The 19,773-nt window shown below is 67.3% G+C and carries 22 protein-coding genes; 11 read left to right on the top strand and 11 right to left on the bottom strand.

What is annotated here, in order from left to right:
* Nucleotides 1–87: 87 nt before the first annotated feature.
* A complete protein-coding gene (locus tag NA3_RS23635; protein ID WP_062965853.1) occupies nucleotides 88–1,434 on the top strand; it encodes an NAD(P)/FAD-dependent oxidoreductase in 1,347 nt (448 codons plus the stop codon).
* A 72-nt stretch (nucleotides 1,435–1,506) separates the two neighbouring features.
* On the opposite strand, the gene NA3_RS23640 is transcribed toward NA3_RS23635, so the two are convergent.
* From NA3_RS23640 to NA3_RS23660, 3 genes are all read right to left on the bottom strand, one after another.
* Complete coding sequence (locus NA3_RS23640) at nucleotides 1,507–1,782, bottom strand: GlsB/YeaQ/YmgE family stress response membrane protein (RefSeq protein ID WP_062966026.1); 276 nt, start codon at nucleotides 1,780–1,782, stop codon at nucleotides 1,507–1,509.
* Between the two features lie 406 nt (nucleotides 1,783–2,188).
* On the bottom strand, nucleotides 2,189–2,455 hold the full coding sequence (locus tag NA3_RS23650) for a DUF4235 domain-containing protein (RefSeq protein WP_062965855.1): 267 nt from the start codon (nucleotides 2,453–2,455) through the stop codon (nucleotides 2,189–2,191).
* 238 nt (nucleotides 2,456–2,693) lie between these two features.
* A complete protein-coding gene (locus tag NA3_RS23660; RefSeq protein WP_062965857.1) occupies nucleotides 2,694–3,821 on the bottom strand; it encodes an NADH:flavin oxidoreductase in 1,128 nt (375 codons plus the stop codon).
* Between the two features lie 112 nt (nucleotides 3,822–3,933).
* Here NA3_RS23660 and NA3_RS23665 point away from each other — a divergent pair, with 112 nt between their 5' ends.
* On the top strand, nucleotides 3,934–4,359 hold the full coding sequence (locus tag NA3_RS23665) for a MarR family winged helix-turn-helix transcriptional regulator (RefSeq protein ID WP_062966027.1): 426 nt from the start codon (nucleotides 3,934–3,936) through the stop codon (nucleotides 4,357–4,359).
* 116 nt (nucleotides 4,360–4,475) lie between these two features.
* On the opposite strand, the gene NA3_RS23670 is transcribed toward NA3_RS23665, so the two are convergent.
* Both NA3_RS23670 and NA3_RS23675 read right to left on the bottom strand, forming a co-directional pair.
* Complete coding sequence (locus NA3_RS23670; RefSeq protein WP_062965858.1) at nucleotides 4,476–5,192, bottom strand: DUF8020 domain-containing protein; 717 nt, start codon at nucleotides 5,190–5,192, stop codon at nucleotides 4,476–4,478.
* Nucleotides 5,193–5,553: 361 nt separating this feature from the next.
* Entirely contained in the window at nucleotides 5,554–5,985 is a 432-nt protein-coding gene (locus NA3_RS23675) for a hypothetical protein (protein ID WP_062965859.1), read from the bottom strand.
* Between the two features lie 653 nt (nucleotides 5,986–6,638).
* Here NA3_RS23675 and NA3_RS23680 point away from each other — a divergent pair.
* Both NA3_RS23680 and tsaA read left to right on the top strand, forming a co-directional pair.
* Nucleotides 6,639–7,598, top strand: coding sequence for an AraC family transcriptional regulator (locus NA3_RS23680; RefSeq protein ID WP_062965860.1), 960 nt, complete (start codon nucleotides 6,639–6,641; stop codon nucleotides 7,596–7,598).
* Nucleotides 7,599–7,674: 76 nt separating this feature from the next.
* Nucleotides 7,675–8,088 (top strand): tRNA (N6-threonylcarbamoyladenosine(37)-N6)-methyltransferase TrmO, encoded by a 414-nt coding sequence (tsaA, locus tag NA3_RS23685; RefSeq protein ID WP_062965861.1) that lies wholly within the window; start codon nucleotides 7,675–7,677, stop codon nucleotides 8,086–8,088.
* Nucleotides 8,089–8,102: 14 nt separating this feature from the next.
* On the opposite strand, the gene NA3_RS23690 is transcribed toward tsaA, so the two are convergent.
* The 3 genes from NA3_RS23690 to NA3_RS23700 all read right to left on the bottom strand — a co-directional run bounded on the left by NA3_RS23690 (nucleotide 8,103) and on the right by NA3_RS23700 (nucleotide 11,304).
* A complete protein-coding gene (locus NA3_RS23690; protein ID WP_062965862.1) occupies nucleotides 8,103–9,464 on the bottom strand; it encodes an NAD(P)/FAD-dependent oxidoreductase in 1,362 nt (453 codons plus the stop codon).
* Nucleotides 9,465–9,595: 131 nt separating this feature from the next.
* Nucleotides 9,596–10,249, bottom strand: coding sequence for a TetR/AcrR family transcriptional regulator (locus NA3_RS23695; RefSeq protein ID WP_062965863.1), 654 nt, complete (start codon nucleotides 10,247–10,249; stop codon nucleotides 9,596–9,598).
* Nucleotides 10,250–10,341: 92 nt separating this feature from the next.
* Nucleotides 10,342–11,304: a zinc-dependent alcohol dehydrogenase family protein gene (locus NA3_RS23700; RefSeq protein ID WP_062965864.1), complete on the bottom strand. Its 963-nt coding sequence runs from the start codon at nucleotides 11,302–11,304 to the stop codon at nucleotides 10,342–10,344.
* Nucleotides 11,305–11,399: 95 nt separating this feature from the next.
* On the opposite strand from NA3_RS23700, the gene NA3_RS23705 reads away from it, so the two are divergent.
* Nucleotides 11,400–12,041 (top strand): TetR/AcrR family transcriptional regulator, encoded by a 642-nt coding sequence (locus NA3_RS23705; RefSeq protein ID WP_062965865.1) that lies wholly within the window; start codon nucleotides 11,400–11,402, stop codon nucleotides 12,039–12,041.
* Nucleotides 12,042–12,191: 150 nt separating this feature from the next.
* Nucleotides 12,192–12,266, top strand: coding sequence for a 50S ribosomal protein bL37 (locus NA3_RS39510; protein ID WP_369801531.1), 75 nt, complete (start codon nucleotides 12,192–12,194; stop codon nucleotides 12,264–12,266).
* A 106-nt stretch (nucleotides 12,267–12,372) separates the two neighbouring features.
* Here the strand turns inward: NA3_RS39510 and rsrA are convergent, their stop codons facing one another.
* Nucleotides 12,373–12,639 carry a mycothiol system anti-sigma-R factor gene (gene rsrA / locus NA3_RS23710; protein ID WP_062966028.1) on the bottom strand — a complete coding sequence of 89 codons (267 nt, stop codon included), beginning with the start codon at nucleotides 12,637–12,639 and terminating at the stop codon, nucleotides 12,373–12,375.
* Between the two features lie 44 nt (nucleotides 12,640–12,683).
* On the bottom strand, nucleotides 12,684–13,298 hold the full coding sequence (locus NA3_RS23715) for a sigma-70 family RNA polymerase sigma factor (protein ID WP_036504644.1): 615 nt from the start codon (nucleotides 13,296–13,298) through the stop codon (nucleotides 12,684–12,686).
* A 480-nt stretch (nucleotides 13,299–13,778) separates the two neighbouring features.
* On the opposite strand from NA3_RS23715, the gene ybaK reads away from it, so the two are divergent.
* The 4 genes from ybaK to NA3_RS23735 all read left to right on the top strand — a co-directional run bounded on the left by ybaK (nucleotide 13,779) and on the right by NA3_RS23735 (nucleotide 17,068).
* Nucleotides 13,779–14,267, top strand: a complete 489-nt coding sequence (gene ybaK / locus NA3_RS23720) for a Cys-tRNA(Pro) deacylase (RefSeq protein ID WP_062966030.1) — start codon at nucleotides 13,779–13,781, stop codon at nucleotides 14,265–14,267.
* Nucleotides 14,268–14,407: 140 nt separating this feature from the next.
* Entirely contained in the window at nucleotides 14,408–14,908 is a 501-nt protein-coding gene (locus tag NA3_RS23725; protein WP_062965866.1) for a MarR family winged helix-turn-helix transcriptional regulator, read from the top strand.
* Nucleotides 14,905–16,584: an MDR family MFS transporter gene (locus NA3_RS23730; protein ID WP_062965867.1), complete on the top strand. Its 1,680-nt coding sequence runs from the start codon at nucleotides 14,905–14,907 to the stop codon at nucleotides 16,582–16,584. Before NA3_RS23725 ends, NA3_RS23730 begins: the two co-directional genes overlap by 4 nt.
* A gap of 145 nt (nucleotides 16,585–16,729) precedes the next feature.
* Nucleotides 16,730–17,068, top strand: coding sequence for a hypothetical protein (locus NA3_RS23735; RefSeq protein ID WP_062965868.1), 339 nt, complete (start codon nucleotides 16,730–16,732; stop codon nucleotides 17,066–17,068).
* A gap of 27 nt (nucleotides 17,069–17,095) precedes the next feature.
* Here NA3_RS23735 and NA3_RS23740 read toward each other — a convergent pair whose 3' ends face one another.
* Nucleotides 17,096–17,953 (bottom strand): SOS response-associated peptidase, encoded by an 858-nt coding sequence (locus NA3_RS23740; protein WP_062965869.1) that lies wholly within the window; start codon nucleotides 17,951–17,953, stop codon nucleotides 17,096–17,098.
* 146 nt (nucleotides 17,954–18,099) lie between these two features.
* On the opposite strand from NA3_RS23740, the gene NA3_RS23745 reads away from it, so the two are divergent.
* Entirely contained in the window at nucleotides 18,100–19,635 is a 1,536-nt protein-coding gene (locus tag NA3_RS23745; RefSeq protein ID WP_062965870.1) for an aldehyde dehydrogenase family protein, read from the top strand.
* Nucleotides 19,636–19,773: the final 138 nt, after the last annotated feature.

Consider the following 19,773-nt stretch of genomic DNA (forward strand, 5'->3'; position numbering starts at 1 on the left):
GGCCGCATTTCAACGGCACGCCATCGCCGGCCGCGGGCCCGACGATGGCGTGCCGCCGTCAATACCCATGCGAAAAGGATCATCGAAATGAATACGGACAACGTCGAATACACCAGCTTCACCGGCTGGATCGAACCACCCAGCGATGTCCGGCCGGCGTTGCAAGACGACATCACCTGTGAAGTAGCGGTCGTCGGCGGCGGCCTGAGCGGTATGTCGACGGCGTTGCGGCTGGCCGAGCGCGGTCGTGACGTGGTGTTGCTGGAGGCCGAATTCTGCGGGCACGGCGCCAGTTCCCGCAACGCGGGACAGCTGGCTGGCGCCCCCGGTGGAGACATTCAGCTACTGAATCTGCTCTACCGAAAGAAGCTGCCCCGCATCGTGCAATTCGCCGATCACGCCGAGCATCACGTCGAAGATCTGATCAGGACGCACGACATCGACTGTGAGTACGAATCGACAGGCAACGTCGGCGTGGCGGTCTCGCGGGGACAGCTGGGCCGCGCGCGTCGCGTCGCCAAGATTCTTCAGCGGGCCGGTGCCAAAGCCGAATTCGGCACGAGCGCGGAGCTGGGCATTCCTCGTGGATTTCTCGGTGGGATGCGCGAGGCCATCGGCGGAACAATGAATCCCGGCAAGTTCACCATGGGTGTGCGCCGGGCCGTCTTCTCCTCGGGCGCAAGAGTTTTCGAACAGACCCGGGTCACCGACGTAACACGGGAAGCCGGGCACGTCGTCATACGCACACCCCGCGGTGTGGTGCTGGCCGACAAGGTCGTCCTCGCGACGAACGCATACGGCGGCGAGCTGGCGATCACTCCCAAGAATCTGTCCGTGCCCATCTGGGTCATCGAGGTGGAGACCGAGCCGATCGATCCCGAGCGTCTGGCCGCACTGGGGTGGACCAGCCGCGCCGGCCTGTTCACTCAGCACAACTTCATGGAGAACTACCGGCTGACCTCACGCAACACGATCGTGTTCGGAGTTCGCCGGATCGAACGCGGAAAGAACGGCCCGCTTCCCACGAAGCAGCCGGATCCGGGGCTCGTCGCCGAACTCGCCCACGCATTCGCGACACGATTCCCCGCCCTGGCCGACGTGCCGGTCGCTCGTGCGTGGGGCGGATGGATCGCGATCACTTCCTCGTGGCTGCCGCTCGCCGGCCGGATCGACGACAGTGTCTTCTACTCGATCGCCTGCAACGGCCACGGATTGGCCCAGGCACCCTATCTCGGATCGCTGATCGCGGACCTGATCGTCGACGGTCGGCCCCACGAGGATCTGCAGTCGCTGTGGCAGCAGAAGCCGAAGTTCCCCCGCCCGATGATGATGGGCCCGTGGGGTTTACGCACCATCTGGGCCGTCGACCGGTTCAACGATCTGGTCAACGGCAGCCGGCGTAACGCCCGGCGTGGGTCAGCACCGGTGATCTGAGCGCGAGAGAGCGTATGCCGGGCTCGGAGGCTGTAACGGCCTCCGAGCCCGGCATTGCGCGGTGAGATCGGCTTATCGGATTGCGCGGCCACGGCCGGTGACCACACCGACCAGGAACAACAGGACCACTGCGCCCCCGAGGCAGGTGAAGAAGCTGAACCACAACCCTCCACCCTCGACATCGACGCCGAACAGTTTCAGCAGGAACCCGCCGATGAAGCCGCCGATCACGCCGACCACGATATTGAGCAGAATGCCTTGCTGCGCATCGGTTTTCATGATCTTGCTGGCGATCCAGCCGGCCAATCCGCCGATGATGATCCAGCCGATGATTCCCAGACCCAACATGGTGTCTCCTCTGTCGAACGTCGAAACGCTCACGATCCGAGCGTGCTCGACGCCGATATACCCCACATCCGCGCAACCAACCGACATTCGAAGTTCAACCCGTGCCGGGGGTTTCGAAATCCCGGCCGCGTCTATGCCACAGAAACCGGCGCCTTCGACAAGACGAGCGAGGAGGACTGTATGAGACTCGATGGTGCCCATGGGCAGCTGATCTTTTCGATCTGCGTCGGCTTGCTGGGCATCGCTGTGATCGCCACGTCCGTCTCCCACGGTCTGCGGGAAATCCGCACGGCGCGAGGACAATACGTGACGGACAGCGCAAGCGATGATCGCACGGACGCGGGCACGGACTCGCCAGGGACGGTACGGGACCGCAGATGATCGGCGGTGCGGGGTTGCTGCGCGGTCAGCCGGGCCATTCGCCGGTCAGGCGCCGGGTCGCGGTCGCACCGGCGCGGTCGACCGCGGCTTTGACGCCGGCGAATATCGCGCCCTGAACGATGGCGGCGATCAACACCTCGCGCCAGGTCCGGTCCTCGTCGGTGGCGTCGGGCGCGTTCTCGTCGTGACCGAGCAATTTCCACGTCTGCTTGAACACCAGTCCGGCGAGGAGTCCGCTGATGGCTCCCAGGACGAGACCGACCGGCTTGTAAGCGAGCTTGACCGCAGTCATCGGCTCACCTGCTCTCTCGGTGACGTCCACGCATCACGCCAGAGGTGGGCGGGCAGGAACTGGTGCTGTGCGGCTGTGCACTCGACACGGCGATCGCCTCCGTCTTCTCGTTCGTGCCCGGGCACGCCACGCGTCGCGGCCCCGGTCTGCTGTGCGAGGCGTACCCCGGATCGGCCGGCTCACACCGACGCGGCGCGTGGCCCGGCGGGAAGACGATCCGCCGCGACGAATCATGCTCCTAGCTCAGAGTTTTCAGCGCCGCCGCATCGTAGGCCTTCAGTTCGCCGATCCGGCCGTCCAGAACCTTGGCTGCCCATTCCGGGTCCTGCAGGAGGGCACGGCCGACGGCGACCAGGTCGAACTCGTCGCGTTCCAGCCGGTCGAGAAGATTGTCGATGCTGCCCAGTTCGGCGCCTCGGCCCGTGAAGGCGTGGAGGAAGTCGCCGTCGAGGCCGACCGAGCCGACGGTGATGGTGGGCTTGCCGGTGAGCTTCTTGGTCCACCCCGCGAGATTCAGGTCCGAGCCCTCGAACTCCGGGAGCCAGTACCGGCGGGTGGAGGCGTGGAAGGCGTCGACGCCGGCCGCGGCCAGCGGCGCCAGGATGGCTTCGAGCTCCTGCGGGGTTTCGGCGAGACGTGCGTTGTAGGCCTCCTGCTTCCACTGCGAGAAGCGGAAGATCACCGGGAAGCCGGGCGACACGGCTGCGCGGACCGCGGCGACGATCTCGGTCGCGAACCTGGTGCGCGCCACGGGATCTCCACCGTAGGCATCGGTGCGGCGGTTCGTGTGCGCCCAGAGGAACTGGTCGATGAGGTAGCCGTGGGCGCCGTGCAGTTCGACCCCGTCGAATCCGATCCGCTCCGCGTCCGCGGCAGCCTCGGCGAAGGCGGCGATGACGTCGTCCAGGTCGCGCTGCGTCATCGCCTCACCGGTCGGCTCGGTGCCGTCGACGCGGATGCCGGAGGGGCCCATGGCCGGGGCCTCGGGGTAGGGCGCTTCGCCGTGGTTGCGGACCATGCCGATGTGCCACAGCTGCGGCACGATCGTGCCGCCCGCCGCGTGCACGTCCGCGGCCACCTTCGCCCAGCCCGCCAACTGCTCCGCACCGTGGAATCGCGGTACCCGATCGCTCTGACCGGCCGACGCGTGGCCGACGTAGGTCCCCTCGGTGACGATCAGACCGACACCGGCGGCCGCCCGGCGCGCGTAGTAGGACCGCACGTCGTCACCGGGAATGCCGCCCGGGGAGAACATGCGCGTCATCGGCGCCATCACGATGCGGTTGGGAATGGTCAGGCTGTTCACGGACACGGGCCGGGACAGGATTTCCGCTGCGCGGGAGACGTCGGACGCGGTGACGGTCACTGGATACTCCTCATACAAACTTGACATCTTTGATGGTTGATAACCTCAAGCATTTTCCACCGTAGGTCCGAATAGTTGAGATGGTCAAGTTTCAGGACGTAGGATGAATTCCATGGCACAGGTTCCGCACCTCGACACCGACCGGCTCATGGAGCTGCTCTCGGTGTCGCTGGGCGTCTACTACAGCGACTTCACGGTCGCGGCGGCGAGCGAGAACCTCACGGCGAGCCAGGGCAAGACATTGACGGTGCTGCGCCGGGGCCCCGCCGCGATGCGCACACTGGCCGAGATACTGGCGTGCGACGCGTCCAACGTGACGGGAATCATCGACCGGCTGGAGAAGCGGGGTCTCGTGCGACGGGAGGCCAGCACATCCGACCGCCGCGTGACCAATCTGGTCATCACACCCGAGGGCGAGCGTGCCGTCGACGCGATCCGCGCGAAGATGCACCAGACCCGGGAAGGCCTGAGCCGGCTCGGCGACGAGGACCGGGCTCGTCTGTCCACACTCCTGGAACGGGCCTTCGTCCAGCCCTGACGTCCGATGATGCCGTCGAGCGACGGCGCGGTGAAAGATGCTCCACCGCAGCGGTTTTCACCGCAGAGCGGGGTGTCGCGCCCGGTCCGTGGACGAAACGCGACACCCGCACAGCGTTACTTCTGAGGGTTGGTGAGGGTGTTGTACATCTGGACCAGGGAGACCACCGCGGCGGGGCCGCCGATGGCGACCGTGCCGATCGCGGCACCGAGCGCCGCACCGGAGATGGCGCCCGCGATGCAGCCTCCCGGTGCGCCGGCGAAGAACAGCGGCGGCATCAGCGCGGTGCCGACCACCGCGCCGGCCACACAGCCGCCGACGAGACCGATCGCGGTCCCCAGGAGGACACCGAGTCCGGACGCCAGGCCGACCTGGTTGGCAGCCACACCGAGCGCCTCGTTGAAGTCGTCCTGGGAGAAGATCGGCTTCGCATCGGGCTGCGTCGACGCGACGGCGTCGGCAGGGTTACGACTGGGGGTGAGCGTCGCGGTGCGGCCGTCGGCGTCGATCTGCGCGGCGATGGGCCAGTCCTTCTGATCGAGCCGATAGGTCAGCGGCATCCCGAAGGCGAGATTGCCGTTGCCGTCGAGCAATTCGAACTGGTTTCCGCGAGTGATCAGCCGGCCCGCATCGGTGCGCAGCACTACCGAGTGGTCGACCACGTTGGCGGTGTAGTGAATCCCGGGGGCGACGTCGGTGCTGATCGTCGCGTCGGGCTTACCGGCTGCCGGAGCCGGCGGCGCGGCGGTGTCGGCGTATGCGGTACCGGCGGAGACCGTCAGCGCGGCGATCGCGATCGCGGAGGTGGCGGCGAACTTCTTCATGGTCTTCATCAGGTGTCCTTCCCCGCGAGCAACGAATGCCCACGAGTCGAAAAGTGGCGAGGGAAACGACAGTGGCGGACTATCTTTTCCGCCCGCGAGCACAGGGCGGCCGCGAGCAGCAAACAGCTACATGGCAATGACAAATCCCGGCCGGTGATCCCGAAGGAAAACAGCCGTGCACATTCCCATCCGATAGCGCCGCATCAAATCGCAGCGATACAGATGATCAGATCGACCGCACCGAAGTAAAGTATCGAATAACCACTTGTGGGAATATTCGCCGCAGGCCACGGTTCAATGCCCGCGATATGGATCTCGGTCGGTACGAGAAGGGCCGGTTGCCGAACGGTCGCGCCGAAGCGATAACCGGTCAGGCCGCTACCACAACCGGCGAGGGACCAGGAGGGCCGCGACGAGAAATCGCGCCCCGTAGCGGAATCGTGCCCCGTCGATCAGCGGCGTACCGCACACCGGAGCGGGGGTCGTCGAGAGCAGGGCGGGGCGAGAACGTCGACAGCAGAGTCCACACGAGCCCGGCCATCGCGCGATACAACCGCTCGGCCGCCGCAATGAGCAGCGCACACAGCATCGTGGCCGCCACGTGGGCGGCGAGCATGATCCATCCCCCGCCGCAGCCATTGATTTCGGATGGATGCGAGGGTCGCGGCGGCTCCGTCGATGCCAATGCCGTGTGGCCGAGCAACTGGCCCAGGGCCAGCATCCCGAACAACCGCAACCGGCCGCGGCCGGCCGAGGAACCCACTGCCGCACCGACCAAGCCACTGACCAGCAACACGAGCATCAGTGCGGCAGAATTCGGAGAGTCCCCTTCGATACCGTGCGCCGCGAAAGCCACTATTCCGCACGCGACGCCGGCCAAGGCACCACGAATTCGGTTATCCGGACACTTCACGGCAAAGACCTCGCGACCGCCCGGTCCGATGAAAACGACGACGTGTCGGCAATACGGACGAGCGACATCATCGGCGACCTTCACGACAATCGGACCCAACCAAGCGGAACGCAAGCACTATAACCGCGAAGAGGGAAAGACGAGAAATCCGAGCCGTCTCGACGGAATGCGTTTCCAGCCCGTTCGGCGAAACGTCGATTCGAACATGAAAGCGGCCGTGTCGCGATTCGTCGGCTTTTTCCGATATGTCCTGAACATCCCTTTAGTCGACCAAGTCTTGCCAGAATGCGCCACGAACTTGCCAGAAATCGGAAGTGTTGGCGGCTAACGTTTTTCGTGCGCCAGGGGTGGTCGCGGCGGACAACGACGACCTGATCGCGGATCCGCAAGTAGGAGGGGAGATCCGCGCTCAGGCCGGAGTCGCTCGGGCCGGAGCGCTCACGCGCCGAGACGAAGTTCCGACGGCCGGAAGACGATCGGCTCCTCTTTCGCCTTGGTAGCTTGAAGTCGTTCTGCGGCTGGGCGCGAAAGGGAACCTTCTCGTGGATTCGGAGTATTGGTGGGAGGAGGAATCCTCGGCGGCCGCTGAGACACCCGCCGAGCGGATGGAGTACTGGCACCACTACCTGCGAAGCCGGCAAGGGTCGGTGGGATTGGCGTTCGGCGACACCGTCGAGGACTTCGCCTGGTCGACCACCGCGCAGCGAGTCGGCGGCCTGCAGATCGTGCGTTTCGATTCCGATCCCGTGCACTATCGCCGCACCGGACGAGACGTGCGGGGCGACGGCGACGACAGCTACCGGTTGCTGCTACCGCTGCGCGGCGAATTCGCGTTCGCGCAAGGTGATTCCGCGGAAGTCGTCGCTCCCGGCACACTGGCATTCTTCCATTGGGGATCGCCACTGGTGATGCGTCAGGACGAGCCGCTGCAAGCGCTGATCATGACCGTGCCGGAGACGTCGGTGGACCTCACCCGCGCGAGAAGCGCCCCCGTCGCACTCGACGGACAGCGTCCTCTGGTGCGCTCGCTGGTGCGGCAGATCGGTGAGCTGCACGCCGGTCACGGAGACTGGACCGCAGTGGATTTCGCCGTCGCGTATTCCAGCGCACTCGTGTTGCTCGACGGAGTGCTCAATCACGACCACACCCGCGTCGCGGCGGGCGGCAAATACGCGCATCTGGCTGCGCGGGCACGCGAGATCATGGAAATACACTGCGGCGACAGCAGACTGACACCGGTGGCCGTCGCGGGTATGTGCGGTTGCTCGCGACGGACGCTGCACAGCGCCCTCACCGAGTCGACAGGTCTTGCCCCCGCGGCGCTGCTGCGCACGATTCGCCTCGACCGTGCGCGGCAGCGCTTGTCGTCTCCCCTGCCGGTGGATATGGACACGGTCGCGCACCACACCGGGTTCACCACAACACGCCGGTTCCGCGAAGCCTTCCAGCGCCGGTACGGCCGGAGCCCGGAGCAGATGCGCGCCGAACTGTACGGGTCGTAGAGGTCGCCGCCGCCGGAGCCGTGTCGTCGTCCGAAACCCTTGACCCGCAGCGGGGTTGAGGTATCACACTGGGGCGGTGACCGACTATCTGCTGCGCCCGATCGGAACCGTCGAATCCGAACTCACGGACCGCGCGACCGCACCGCGCCAGCCCGACGAGGGCGCACCGCCGGCCTGGATCGTGCTCGACGACCGCTATGCCGAGGCGCTGGAGGGCCTCACGCCCGGGATGGACCTGGTGCTGCTGACCTGGCTCGACCGTGCCGACCGGGACACCCTGGCCGTGCATCCCCGAGGTGACACGAGCCGCCCGCTCAGCGGAGTCTTCAGCACGCGCTCACCACACCGTCCCAATCCGATCGGGCTGCACGAGGTCCGGATCCTGTCCATCGCCGGCGCCCGGATCCGCGTCGCCCACCTGGAAGCCTTCGACGGCACCCCGGTCCTCGACATCAAGCCCGTTCTCCCGGCGGCCGCGGCGAACCGGTGAGAGGACATCCGCGGTCAGTCGTTGTCGCAGAGCGCTTTCAAGGTCTGCGGGACTTCCTCGGCCGGCAGATAGCATGAGGTCTGCTCGAAACCGCCGATGGTGTGGGTGTTGTAGTCGCCGTAGCCGATACGCAGGAAGTCGTCGCCGCTGAGGCCGTGCACGGTCCAGTCGAAGGCCACCCGTGCCCGGGCGACGAGGGTTCGCAGGGCCATCAGGTGATAGCCGCGCGTGACGAATTGTGCCGGGATGCCCCGCAATCCGATCTTCAGCGGGCGCGCCACCGCATCGGCGCCGCCGAGGTCGACCACCATCCCGAGGTCCTGGTGCCGGTACGGCGTCGGCCGTTCACCACGAAGCGCGGCCACCAGATTCTTGCCGAGGTGGCGGCCCTGCCGCATGGCGTGTTGGGCGGTGGGGGCGCACAGCGCGCCCTCACCCGCCGTCAGGTCGGGTACCGCGGCCGCATCGCCGCAGGCCCACACCCCGGTGAGCCCCGGCACGGTGAAATCGGCGTCCGCGACGATGCGGCCCTTCACCGTCGCCGCGCCGAGGTGTCCGGCGAGGGGGCTGGGGACCACACCGGCGGTCCACAACACCGTCCGCGTCGGGATGAACCGGCCGTCGGTGAGCTGAACACCATGGGCGGTAACCTCTTTCGCCGAGGCGCCGGTGATCAGTTCGATGCCGCGTTCGGCCAGATTTCGTTTGGCCTGCTCCCCCAGTCGCTGGCCGAGTTCGGGCATGATCCGGTCGCCGTGTGTGACCAGATGCCAGCGCACCATGCCGGATTCCAGCTTCGGGAAATACCGGCGCGCGGCGGCCCGGGTGACCTTGTTGAGCACCGCCGTGGTCTCGGTACCGGCGTATCCGGCGCCGATGGTGACGAAGTTCAGCCGCTCCCGGTCCTCCTCCTCGCCGCCGCGCACGGCCGCGACGTCCAACTGCTGCAGGACGTGGTCACGCAGGAACATGGCCTCGGCGAGCGTCTTCATGCCGAATCCGTACTCGTCCAGTCCGGGCACATCGAGGACGCGAGTGATGCTGCCCGGCACCAGCACCAGATGGTCGTAGTCGAGGGCACTGTCGGTGCCCGCCGATCCGCGCACCACGACCTGCCGGGTGTCCGGATGCACGCCGATCGCCATCCCCGGAACCACCTCGGTGCGGCGCAACACCCGCCGCAGCGACACCGTGATCGAGCGGGGATTCAGCACACCCGAGGCGACCTGCGGCAGCAGCGGCAGATAGAGCAGCCCCGCATCCGGTGTCACGAGTTGGATGAACGCTTCGTCGGAGCTGAGATGACGTTCCAGGTAACGGGCACATTCGACGCCGGAGAAACCACCGCCGATGATCACGATCTTCGCGGGACTCACGAATTCACTCTACTGATCGTGACCGAATACGCAGGTCGTGTTCGACGGCCGGGGCGATATGACGGCAGGCGCGAAAGTCGAATCGGCACAATGCATCAACGGCGACACCAGAGTTGCCGAAGGTTCGCTCGCTATGCCGTGGCGTCCGGGACCGGGAACTGGCCGGCGTCGCGGGCCGACCGCTTCGGCGCCAGTTGCACGCCGGCGAGTCCGGTCCAGCACAGACTGGCGGTCGTGGCGATGGCCTCGTGTTTCGGCAGGGGTTTGCCGGTGGCCACCCAGTCCCGCGCACACGACTGGGCGATGGCGACCAGCTCGGCCGTGATCAGCCAGCCGTGCTCGGCACGAGGTAGCGGGTGCGGTGCCAGCGCCTGCGCGAGCGTGTCGATACAGATGGTGGCGGCCTGATGGGCGATGCGCTGCGCCGACGGTTCGTCGGCCACGGCGGCGCCGGCCAGCAGGGCGGCACTGCGCGGCCGGGTGTCGGCGAAGTCGAACACCGCCGCTACCGACGCCTCCACGATCGAGCGCATGCCCTCGGCGGGTTCGAGTGCGGCGGTGAGCGTCTCCTCCAGTTCCTGCATCGCCTCGTGCAGGACGGCCAGATACAGTTCCAGCTTGCTCGAGAACGACTTGTACAGGACGGGTTTGCTGATCCCGGCGCGGCAGGCGATCTCCTCCATGCCCGCGGCCCGATACCCACACGCGGCGAACAAACCCGCCGCCGCGGCCAGGATCACCCGCCGGCGCTGCTGCCTGGCCTGCGTCATCTGTCTGTCCACCACCTGGCACCTCCTCCGCCCACGGTACCGACGCCCGGGTCCGCCACAACCGCCGCCCGCACCATCACGCCGGTTTCTCCCTCGCGCCACCGCCGCTACGGCACGAGGACGATGCGACCGAAAACCTCGCCCGCGTCCATCTTCCGGTGCGCGAGAGCGGCATCGTCCAACGGGAGTACCTCGTGTACCGCCGTGCGGAGTTCGCCGCGGGCGGCGGCGGTGAACTGTTGCGTGCGTACCGTCCGGCGCTCGGGTTCGGGTACGGTGTCCGCGCTGAAAGTGGCGAAGGACAACGACTTTCGAAACGCGGCCATCAACTGCATGCCGAAATCCGCCGGCGGGTGGCCACCCACGACACCGACCGCCACCATACGGCCGTTCGGCCTCAGACGGGCGAAGAACGAGGGCAGGTCCACCCCGGCGACGACGTCGAGGACGACGTCGTAGCCCACGGGAGCGTCCGCACCGCCCTTCCCCGAGCGGTCCAGGACGTGGGTCGCGCCGAGTTCGCGCAGGCGGTCGCCCCGGGTGGCCGACGAGGTCGTCACCGCCACCGCGCCGGCGCCGCCGCGGGACGCGAGTTGCACGGCGGTGACCCCGATACTGCCGGCCGCACCCCGGATCAGGACGGACTCACCGGCAGCGAAGCGGCCATGCGCCAGGGCGAAATGGGCGACCACTCCGGAACTCCCGAGCGTCACCGCATCGATCGGGGACAGGCTCGGCGGCAGCGGGAGGACATCCTCCACGCGGGCGCTCGCTTGTTCGACATAGCCGCCGCCGACTCCGGTGAAGGCCCACACCCGCCGGCCCATCCAAGAGGTATCCACCTCGTCGCCGACCGCGATGACGGTGCCCGCGACTTCGCTGCCGGGAATGTGGCCGGCTTCGAAGCCGTAGCCGCCGAGCGTGCCCCTGCGGATCACGGCGTCCACGCCGCCGACGCCGATGGCCTCGGTGCCGATCAGCACCTGACCGGGCGCCGGCGCCGGCGCCGGGTGGTCGACCACGGCCAGCCCGTCCGGGTCGCCGAATGTGCGGATGACTACTGCCTTCACTGTCTTTCCTCGCTTCGAGCCGATCCGGACTCGACCCGTCCGGGCTGCACTCGAAGCTAACGGACGCCCCCGTCCGTTTAGCTAAACTGAGAGCGATGCCCGACGATTTGCCTCAACTCCCCGATTCCAGTCGACCGCTGCGCTCCGACGCCCGCGACAACCGCGAACGCATCCTGGAGGCGGCTCGTGCCCTGTTCGCGACCGAGGGTTTGGACGTGCCGATGCGGGAGGTCGCCCGGCGCGCCGGAGTCGGCCCGGCCACGCTGTACCGGCGCTTCCCGACCAAACAGATCCTGGCCACCGAGGCGTTCACGGAGCAGATGCACGCCTGCCGGGCCGTGGTCGACGAGGGACTGGCGGAACCCGACCCATGGCGCGGCTTCTGCCTCGTCGTCGAGAAACTCTTCGAACTGCACGCGCGCAGCCGGGGCTTCACCGAAGCCTTCACGGCGGCCTTTCCGCACGCGCTGGATTTCACCGCCGAACGCGCATACGCACTGAAAGCCCTTGCCGCGCTGGCACATCGAGCCAAGGACGCGGGCCGGCTCCGTCCCGACTTCGTCGTCGACGACCTGATCCTCATGCTCCTGGCCAACCGAGGCATTCACCTCGGCTCCCCGGCCGCCAGGATCGCTGCCTCGCGCCGCTTCGCCGCCTTCGTGATCCAGGCCTTCGCAACCACCGCCGAGACCGCGCCGCTTCCTCCGGTCGCGCGCGTAGCACCGGCGATTCTCTGACACGCGGCGAGCGGTGGCGCGGATCACTGCTTTCCGGGCGCCCACCGGCCGATTGCCGGAGGGGCGGCGGGCGCATGTAACCTTTCCTCCCAGGAACTCGCACCTGAGGCGGGTTCACCCCAGCCTGGTGTGGTCAGAAGGGAGATACCGATGGGTAAGCGTGGGCGTAAGAAGCGCAGCCGCCGTAAGAATGCGGCCAACCACGGCAAGCGGCCCAACTCCTGAGCCGTCGCGCCGTGCGCCCCGGGACCGCCCAGCGGGACTCGGTGCACTGCTGAAAACGACAATGCGGCACGCCATCACGGATGGCGTGCCGCATTCGCGTTTCGGGTCAGGACTCGCGTTCGACCCGGGTCTCGGTGACGGTGATCGAGCGCCGGATGTCGAGCGTGAGCCGCTCCCGCAGCGATTCGGGGGCTCGGTCCCCACCGCATTTGCGGCTCAGCAGGCGCTTGAGCTTCTCCTCCAGACCGTATGCCTCGATACACGGCGAGCAATGGTCCATGTGGTGCTGCAATCGCGCCCGCGTGGCCTCGTCGCATTCACCGTCGAGCATCAGCCAGACGTCGGTGAGAACCGCCGAACAGTCCAGTTCCATCTCGTCCCCGGCGCCCCGATCCTCGTGCTCGTGCCCACTGGTGCTCACTGGGTTACCTCCTGACGCGCCCCGTTGCCCGTTCGGTTCCGGTCGAACCCCCGCTCGTGGGCGACATCGGCCAACAGCCCCTTGAGCTGTTTGCGCCCGCGGTGCAGCCGGGACATGACGGTGCCGATCGGAGTCCCCATGATGTCGGCGATCTCCTTGTAGGGGAAGCCCTCCACGTCGGCGTAATACACCGCCATGCGGAATTCCTCCGGCAGCGACTGCAGTGCCGCCTTGATGTCGTCGTCGGGCAGCGCCTCCAGCGCCTCCATCTCCGCCGAGCGCAGACCGGTGGAGGTGTGCTCGGCCGTGGCGGCGAGCTGCCAGTCGGTGATCTCGTCGGTGGGGTACTGCGCGGGCTGGCGCTGCTTCTTGCGATAGGAGTTGATGTAGGTGTTGGTCAGGATCCGATACAACCAGGCCCGCAGGTTGGTGCCCTCCCGGAAGGACCGGAAGCCCTGATATGCCTTGGCGAAGGTCTCCTGCACCAGATCCTCGGCGTCGGCCGGGTTGCGGGTCATCCGCAGGGCCGCGCCGTAGAGCTGATCCAGCAGCGGCAGCGCGTCGCGCTCGAAGCGCCGCGCGAGTTCGGCCTCGTCGGCCGTGGAGCGCACGGTCGACTCGCCGTCGGTCTCCGCGTCCTCGGCGTCGCGAGCGTCGGAATCGTCGGACGTGAGCTCGTCGTCCACCGGGTCGTCGGGGATCTCGATATCTTCCGGTCGAGAACCACCCGCGGTGTCACCGCGGGGGCGATCGGCCGCCAGTTCGTCGTCGCTCGTCACGGAAGTCCCTTCGGTCGCCGTAGCATCTGAATCTACCGCGCGCGAGGGTCGCCGATCGAACCCGGTGTCCGGGATCATGATGTCGATCAGCGGGTACGACAGCGAGTCGCCGGTCGTTACCGGGCGTTCGTCGACGAGGACGGTCACCGGCATCTCCTCCGAACTTTTCCGATCTGGAGCGGCTGCGAAGGCAGCTGCGCTGTGCTGGCGGAACAGTGCAACATGTGGGGCCGCCACTGTGTTCCCGCGGCCGCGTCACACCCCGTCGAATGCGATTGCCGGGCATGAACCGGCGCCGCTAGGGTGACCGCCATGGCCGCATCGACACCCGCGATCCGGGCGCTGACCCAGGCGAAGGTGCCCCATGCGGTGCATTCCTATCCTCACGATCCGCGCAGTGATTCCTACGGCGACGAGGCCGTCGCCGCCCTGTCCGAGCGGGTGGGTGTGACGGCCGCGCAGATCTTCAAGACGCTGATCATCGACTTGTCGACCGGCACGCCCGCGGTCGCGGTGCTCCCGGTTCCGCACTCGCTGTCGTTGAAGGCGGCGGCCGCGGCTCTCGGCGCACCCAAGGCGGTGCTGGCCGACAAGACGAAGGCCCAGCGCGTCACCGGTTACGTCCTGGGCGGGGTGTCGCCGCTCGGGCAGAAGCGCGCACTCCCCACAGTGGTGGACGAATCCGCTCGGAACTGGGACCGCATCCTCGTCAGCGCCGGAAAGCGCGGCCTCGAGATCGAACTCGCACCCGCGGAGTTGATCCGGCTCACCGGAGCGGTCACCGCGCCGGTCATCGCCTGATTTCTCCCAGCATGTGAGATCCGACCGCCCCGATCGGAAATATTTGTAAGTAACAACTAGTTGGTGTATACAAATAGTTGATTGATGCAAGTAGTTTTCGGCCGGTAGGCGGCCGAGCGGGCGGAAGCGGGAGGTCCGATATGGACAGCGAGCAGGTGATCGATCAGATCGCCCAGCAGCTGATTCGCCTGGGGCGGATCCGGGAGCGGACGAACGCCCAGGTGGCAGCCGCGTCGCACGGCGATATCGACCTCTCTGCGTACCGCATCATCTTCCGCCTGCTCTGCGACGGCCCCATGCGCTCGGGCGCGCTGGCCGAGGCGATGTACTCCGACGCGTCCACGATCAGCCGCCAGGTGGCGGCTCTGGTCAAGCGCGGCCTGGTGCGCCGCGAGGCCGATCCCAGCGACGGCCGCGCCAGCGTCCTGATCGTCACCGACGCCGGCAAGGAGATGGCCGCCCATCTGCGCGCGCGACGCAACGAGATGATCGGCCGCATCCTGACCGACTGGAACGACCCCGACCGCGAGCAGTTCGCGGTCCTGCTACACCGCTTCGTCGACGACTACGAAGCCGCGCGACCGTCGATACTCACCCTCCCCTCCCCCACGGAAGGCCCTGCGACGGAGAAGAATTCGTGACCACGACCACCACCCCGGCCGAGGCCGGCATCGCACCGAACGCCGCGGGGTTCACCCATCGGCAGGTGCTGGTGATCATGAGCGGCCTGATCCTCGGCATGCTGCTGGCCTCACTGGACCAGACCATCGTGTCCACGGCCATTCGCACCATTTCCGACGATCTCAGCGGCTATTCGCTGCAGGCGTGGGTCACCACCGCCTATCTCATCACCGCGACGCTCAGCACGCCGTTGTACGGGAAGCTGTCGGATATGTTCGGGCGCAAGCCCTTCTATCTGGCGGCGATCGCCATTTTCGTCGCCGGATCGCTGCTGTGCACCATGGCGCAGTCGATGTACGAGCTGGCCGCCTTCCGCGCGTTCCAGGGGCTGGGCGCGGGCGGCCTGATGTCGCTGGCGCTCACCATCATGGGCGATATCGTCTCGCCGCGTGAGCGTGCCCGGTATCAGGGCTACTTCCTGGCCGTCTTCGGCACCTCGAGCGTCGTGGGGCCCGTGCTGGGTGGCCTGTTCGCGGGTCGGCCGGCGATTCTCGGCATCGACGGGTGGCGCTGGGTGTTCCTGGTGAACGTGCCGATCGGGCTGCTCGCCTTCGCCGTGGTCACCAAGGTCCTGCATCTGCCGCGCCGCCCGCATCCCGGTGTGCGGATCGACTGGTGGGGCGTGCTGATGCTCGCGGTCGGCATCGTCCCGCTGCTGGTGGTGGCCGAGCAGGGCCGGGAATGGGGCTGGGGCAGTCCGGATGCCGTCGTCTGCTATCTGATCGGCGCGGCCGGCGTCCTGGGCTTCGTCGCGGTCGAGGCGAAACTCGGCGATCTGGCCCTGATTCCGCTGCGGATGTTCACGAATTCGACCTTCGCCCTGGGCGTGGTCATCTCGTTCGTGATCGGCGCCGCCATGTTCGGCGGGATCTCGCTGCTGCCGCAGTATCTGCAGGTGGTGCGCGGATCGAGCCCGACCGTCGCCGGGCTGCAGATGCTGCCCATGGTGCTCGGCATGATGACGGCCTCCGTGATCGCGGGCCGGACCATCTCCCGCACCGGCCGCTATCGCGTCTTCCCGCTGATCGGCGCCGGCCTGCTGACGCTCGGATTGTTCCTGCTGCATCTGATCGGCGCCGACAGTCCGCTGTGGCTGGTGATGATCTTCATGGCGATCGCCGGACTCGGCCTCGGCAACCTCATGCAGCCGCTCACGCTGGCCTTGCAGAATGCCCTGCCACCGAAGGACATGGGCGTGTCCACGGCCGCGGCCACCTTCTTCCGGCAGATCGGCGGCACCCTGGGTGTGGCGGTCTTCCTGTCCATTCTGTTCGCCCAGCTGACACCGCATATCAGCGACGAATTGCACAGCGCGGCAACCCAGCCTGCGTATCAGCATGCGGTGATCGACGGTGCGCACAGCAGCAATCCGGCCGACGCGGCGCTATCGAAAGGCCTACTGTCCCACGATGTTTCGGCAGCGGGTCAGGTGATGAGCGACAGTTCGGTGATCCAGCAGTTGAATCCGACGCTGGCCCGCCCGTTCCAGGTCGGTTTCGCCGATTCGATGGACACCGTCTTCCTCGCCGTCGCGGCCATCGCCGGGATCGCGCTGCTGCTGGTGATGTTCTGGAAGGAAGTGCCGCTACGCACGGCGGGTGGGCTGCAGGCCAGTGCGGAGACTCTCCAGAGGTGACCCGGCGGACGGCGACACTCCGCCGGACACGCTGCGCCACACCCACGATTCCCGCCAATTACCCGAAGCTCACCTGTCTCCGTGCGTTACTGGTCGGGCAGTTCGTTCTCCCCCGATTCGTTCCGAACCGAGGATGTGATGCGAAATGATCCATCGTCCGCGCGTACGTAGCCTGCTCGCAGCGACCGCCGGCGCCGCACTGCTCACCCTGGGATCCGGTCTGCTGACGGCAGCGCCCGCCGGCGCTACTCCGAGCGCGCCGGTTCCCGTCCACGATCCGAACTATCCGCTCGGCGGCGACGCCGAACATCCGGGCACGCCGGAGCAGGATCCACAGGCGGAGAAGGCCGAGAAGCTGGGCGGCCACGCCGCCACCGACATCATCGAACTGGCCACCGACACCACCACGAAGATCGTCCAGATGGGCGCCGACGTCCTGAAATGTGGGCTGAATATGGCGATGCCATCCGTGAAATGTGACTAGCGGCAGGCGAACAGCGACGGGCCGGGTTCAGATCAGGCTGATCTGCCCGGCCTGTTCGCTGCCCGCACCCGATACCGGCTCCAGCAGCCGCGGACCGTTGTTGCGCACCGAATTCACCAACGGTGACACCGGCCGCGCGGCGATCGACGAAATCACCTGTGGCTCAGGGGTTTCCAGCAGTTCGTGCGGCGCCGGGTGATCGGGGTCGAGCCAGGCGTCCCAGTGTTCGCGCGGCATCATCAGCGGCATCCGATCGTGGATGCGGGTCAGATCGCCCACCGCATCGGTGGTGAGGATCGTGCAGGACAGCAGCGGGGCCATATCCCGCTGCGCCGGGTCCCGCCACACCGACCACAGGCCGGCCATGTACAACCGGTTCCCCTCCGCGTCCGACATGTAGTACGGCTGCTTGACGGCCTTCCCGGAGCCGGTGGGGTGCGGTTCGGTGAGCCATTCGTACCAGCCGTCCATCGGAACCAGACAGCGGCGCTTCTTCACCGAATCCCGGAACGAGGGTGCGGTGGCGGCGCGGTCGGCCCGGGCGTTGAACAGCGGCTTCCCCTTGGCCGGAACCCCCGGTTCGGCAGCCTTCGTCCAGACCGGGATCAGCCCCCAGCGCATGCGGCGAATCCGCAGGGCGGGGTCGTCGTCGGGGTGGTCGTGGTCGTGGCGGCGAACGACGGTGAGGATCTGATTCGTCGGGGCGACGTTGTAGTTGGCGCCGTCTCCGGATTTACCGCCGGCGCTCGTGCCACCATCGCCGCCGGGCGCCGCTTTTCCCGCGGCGGCGTCGCCACTCGGCGCCCCGTCGGCGGTCTCGTCGAGGGCGTCGAGTTCGACCGCCAGCCGGGCCGGATTCGCCGTGGTCGCATATCTGCCGCACATATCTCCATGCTGCCATCGGAGACCGACAGAATCCGTAGGCTCGGCCTTACCCGCACAACGTGACGAAGCCAACTGAAGGCGATTGACATCACATCGCGAATGTGAGAACTTTTTGCCACAACTCTCTCATTAGGGGTCGCCGCACCATGTCCACCACCGAGTCCACCGCCACCACCGCGTCGGCGCAGGCAGCCGAATCCGCTCGGCCCACCGAGCTCTCCTCAGTCAATCCGGCCACGGGCGAGGTCATCGCCACGCACCCCATCGCCGACGACGATGCGGTGCGGGCGGCCGTCGCCAAGGCCCGCGCGGCCGCCGCGACCTGGGGCGGCCTCAGCTTCGCCGATCGCAAGCGCGCGCTGCTGCACTGGTCCAGCCGCCTCGTCGCCCGTGCCGACGAACTCTGCGATCTGATCCACGCCGAGAACGGCAAGCCGCGCGACGACGCGTACCTGGAATTGATGCTGGCCCTCGAACACATCGCCTGGGCCGCCAAGAACGCCGAGAAGGTTCTCAAACCCAAGAAGGTCTCGCCCGGCGCCCTGATGTCGAATTTCGCGGCGTCGATCGAACAGCGCCCGCTCGGCGTTGTCGGCGTGATCGGCCCGTGGAACTATCCCGTCTACACCCCCAACGGCTCGCTGGCCTACGCGCTGGCCGCGGGCAACACGGTGGTGTTCAAGCCGAGTGAATACTCCACCGCCATCGGCAATTTCGTCGGCCAGGCCTTCGTGGACGCCAACCCCGGCCTGCCCGAGGGCGTCTTCGTCACGATCAACGGATTCGGCGCGACCGGCGCCGCGCTGGTGCGCGCGGGAGTCGACAAGATCGCCTTCACCGGCTCGACCGCGACCGGTAAGAAGATCATGGCCGCCGCGGCCGAAACGCTGACTCCGGTGCTGCTGGAATGCGGCGGCAAGGATGCGGTGATCGTCGCCGCGGACGCCGATATCGCCGCGGCGGCCGACGCCGTCGCCTACGGCGCGACCATGAACAGCGGCCAGACCTGCGCCGGTGTCGAACGCGTCTACGTCGACAAGTCGATTCGCGAGCCGTTCGTGGCCGAGGTGAAGAAGATTCTGTCTAACGTGCACGCCGGATCCGACGGCAAGGCCGCCTACGGCCCGATGACCATGCCGTCGCAGGTCGACATCGTGCGCCGGCACATCGAATCGGCGCTGGCCAACGGCGGCACCGCGGTGCTGGGCGGCCCGGACTCGGTGCACGCGCCGTATATCGAGCCGGTGGTTCTGGTCGACGTGGACGAGAAGTCGGACGCCGTATGCGAGGAGACCTTCGGCCCGACCGTCACGATCCGCACCGTCGACACCATCGACGAGGCGGTCGACCTGGCGAACAACTCGAAGTACGGCCTGGGATCGGCGGTGTACTCGCGCAAGCACGGCCTCGAGATCGCCCGCCGCCTCCGCGCCGGGGCGACCTCGGTCAACTCGGTGCTCGGCTTCGCCGCCATCGCGTCGCTGCCCTTCGGCGGCGTCGGCGACTCCGGTATCGGCCGCATCCACGGCGCGCCCGGTCTGCTGGAGTTCACCAGCCCGCATTCGATCGCGGTGCAGCGCTTCGCCATTCCGGGCATGGCGCTGCTGAGTTACAAGCGCACCGACAGCACCATGAAGCTGCTGCGCAAGGTGGTTCCGCTGCTGCACGGCCGCCACAAGTAGATCCACGACACGCAGAGCACTGCCTCACGATCGGGCCCGCACCCAATGGTGCGGGCCCGATCGCGTGGTGGAATCGGCCGCGGCAACCGGCGCATTCCCGCATGAGGCGGCAATTGTCCGAATCCAGCAAATAAACGA

This window comes from Nocardia africana NBRC 100379, from assembly GCF_001612635.1.
In the GTDB taxonomy this organism is placed as follows: Bacteria; Actinomycetota; Actinomycetes; order Mycobacteriales; family Mycobacteriaceae; genus Nocardia; species Nocardia africana.

Coding starts and splice junctions, on each gene's coding strand:
- NA3_RS23635 (WP_062965853.1), top strand. CDS start 88: ATGAATACGGACAACGTCGAATACACCAGCTTCACCGGCTGGATCGAA.
- NA3_RS23640 (WP_062966026.1), bottom strand. CDS start 1,782: ATGTTGGGTCTGGGAATCATCGGCTGGATCATCATCGGCGGATTGGCC.
- NA3_RS23650 (WP_062965855.1), bottom strand. CDS start 2,455: ATGACTGCGGTCAAGCTCGCTTACAAGCCGGTCGGTCTCGTCCTGGGA.
- NA3_RS23665 (WP_062966027.1), top strand. CDS start 3,934: ATGGCACAGGTTCCGCACCTCGACACCGACCGGCTCATGGAGCTGCTC.
- NA3_RS23670 (WP_062965858.1), bottom strand. CDS start 5,192: ATGAAGACCATGAAGAAGTTCGCCGCCACCTCCGCGATCGCGATCGCC.
- NA3_RS23675 (WP_062965859.1), bottom strand. CDS start 5,985: ATGCTCGTGTTGCTGGTCAGTGGCTTGGTCGGTGCGGCAGTGGGTTCC.
- NA3_RS23705 (WP_062965865.1), top strand. CDS start 11,400: ATGCCCGACGATTTGCCTCAACTCCCCGATTCCAGTCGACCGCTGCGC.
- rsrA (WP_062966028.1), bottom strand. CDS start 12,639: ATGGAACTGGACTGTTCGGCGGTTCTCACCGACGTCTGGCTGATGCTC.
- ybaK (WP_062966030.1), top strand. CDS start 13,779: ATGGCCGCATCGACACCCGCGATCCGGGCGCTGACCCAGGCGAAGGTG.
- NA3_RS23725 (WP_062965866.1), top strand. CDS start 14,408: ATGGACAGCGAGCAGGTGATCGATCAGATCGCCCAGCAGCTGATTCGC.
- NA3_RS23735 (WP_062965868.1), top strand. CDS start 16,730: ATGATCCATCGTCCGCGCGTACGTAGCCTGCTCGCAGCGACCGCCGGC.
- NA3_RS23740 (WP_062965869.1), bottom strand. CDS start 17,953: ATGTGCGGCAGATATGCGACCACGGCGAATCCGGCCCGGCTGGCGGTC.
- NA3_RS23745 (WP_062965870.1), top strand. CDS start 18,100: ATGTCCACCACCGAGTCCACCGCCACCACCGCGTCGGCGCAGGCAGCC.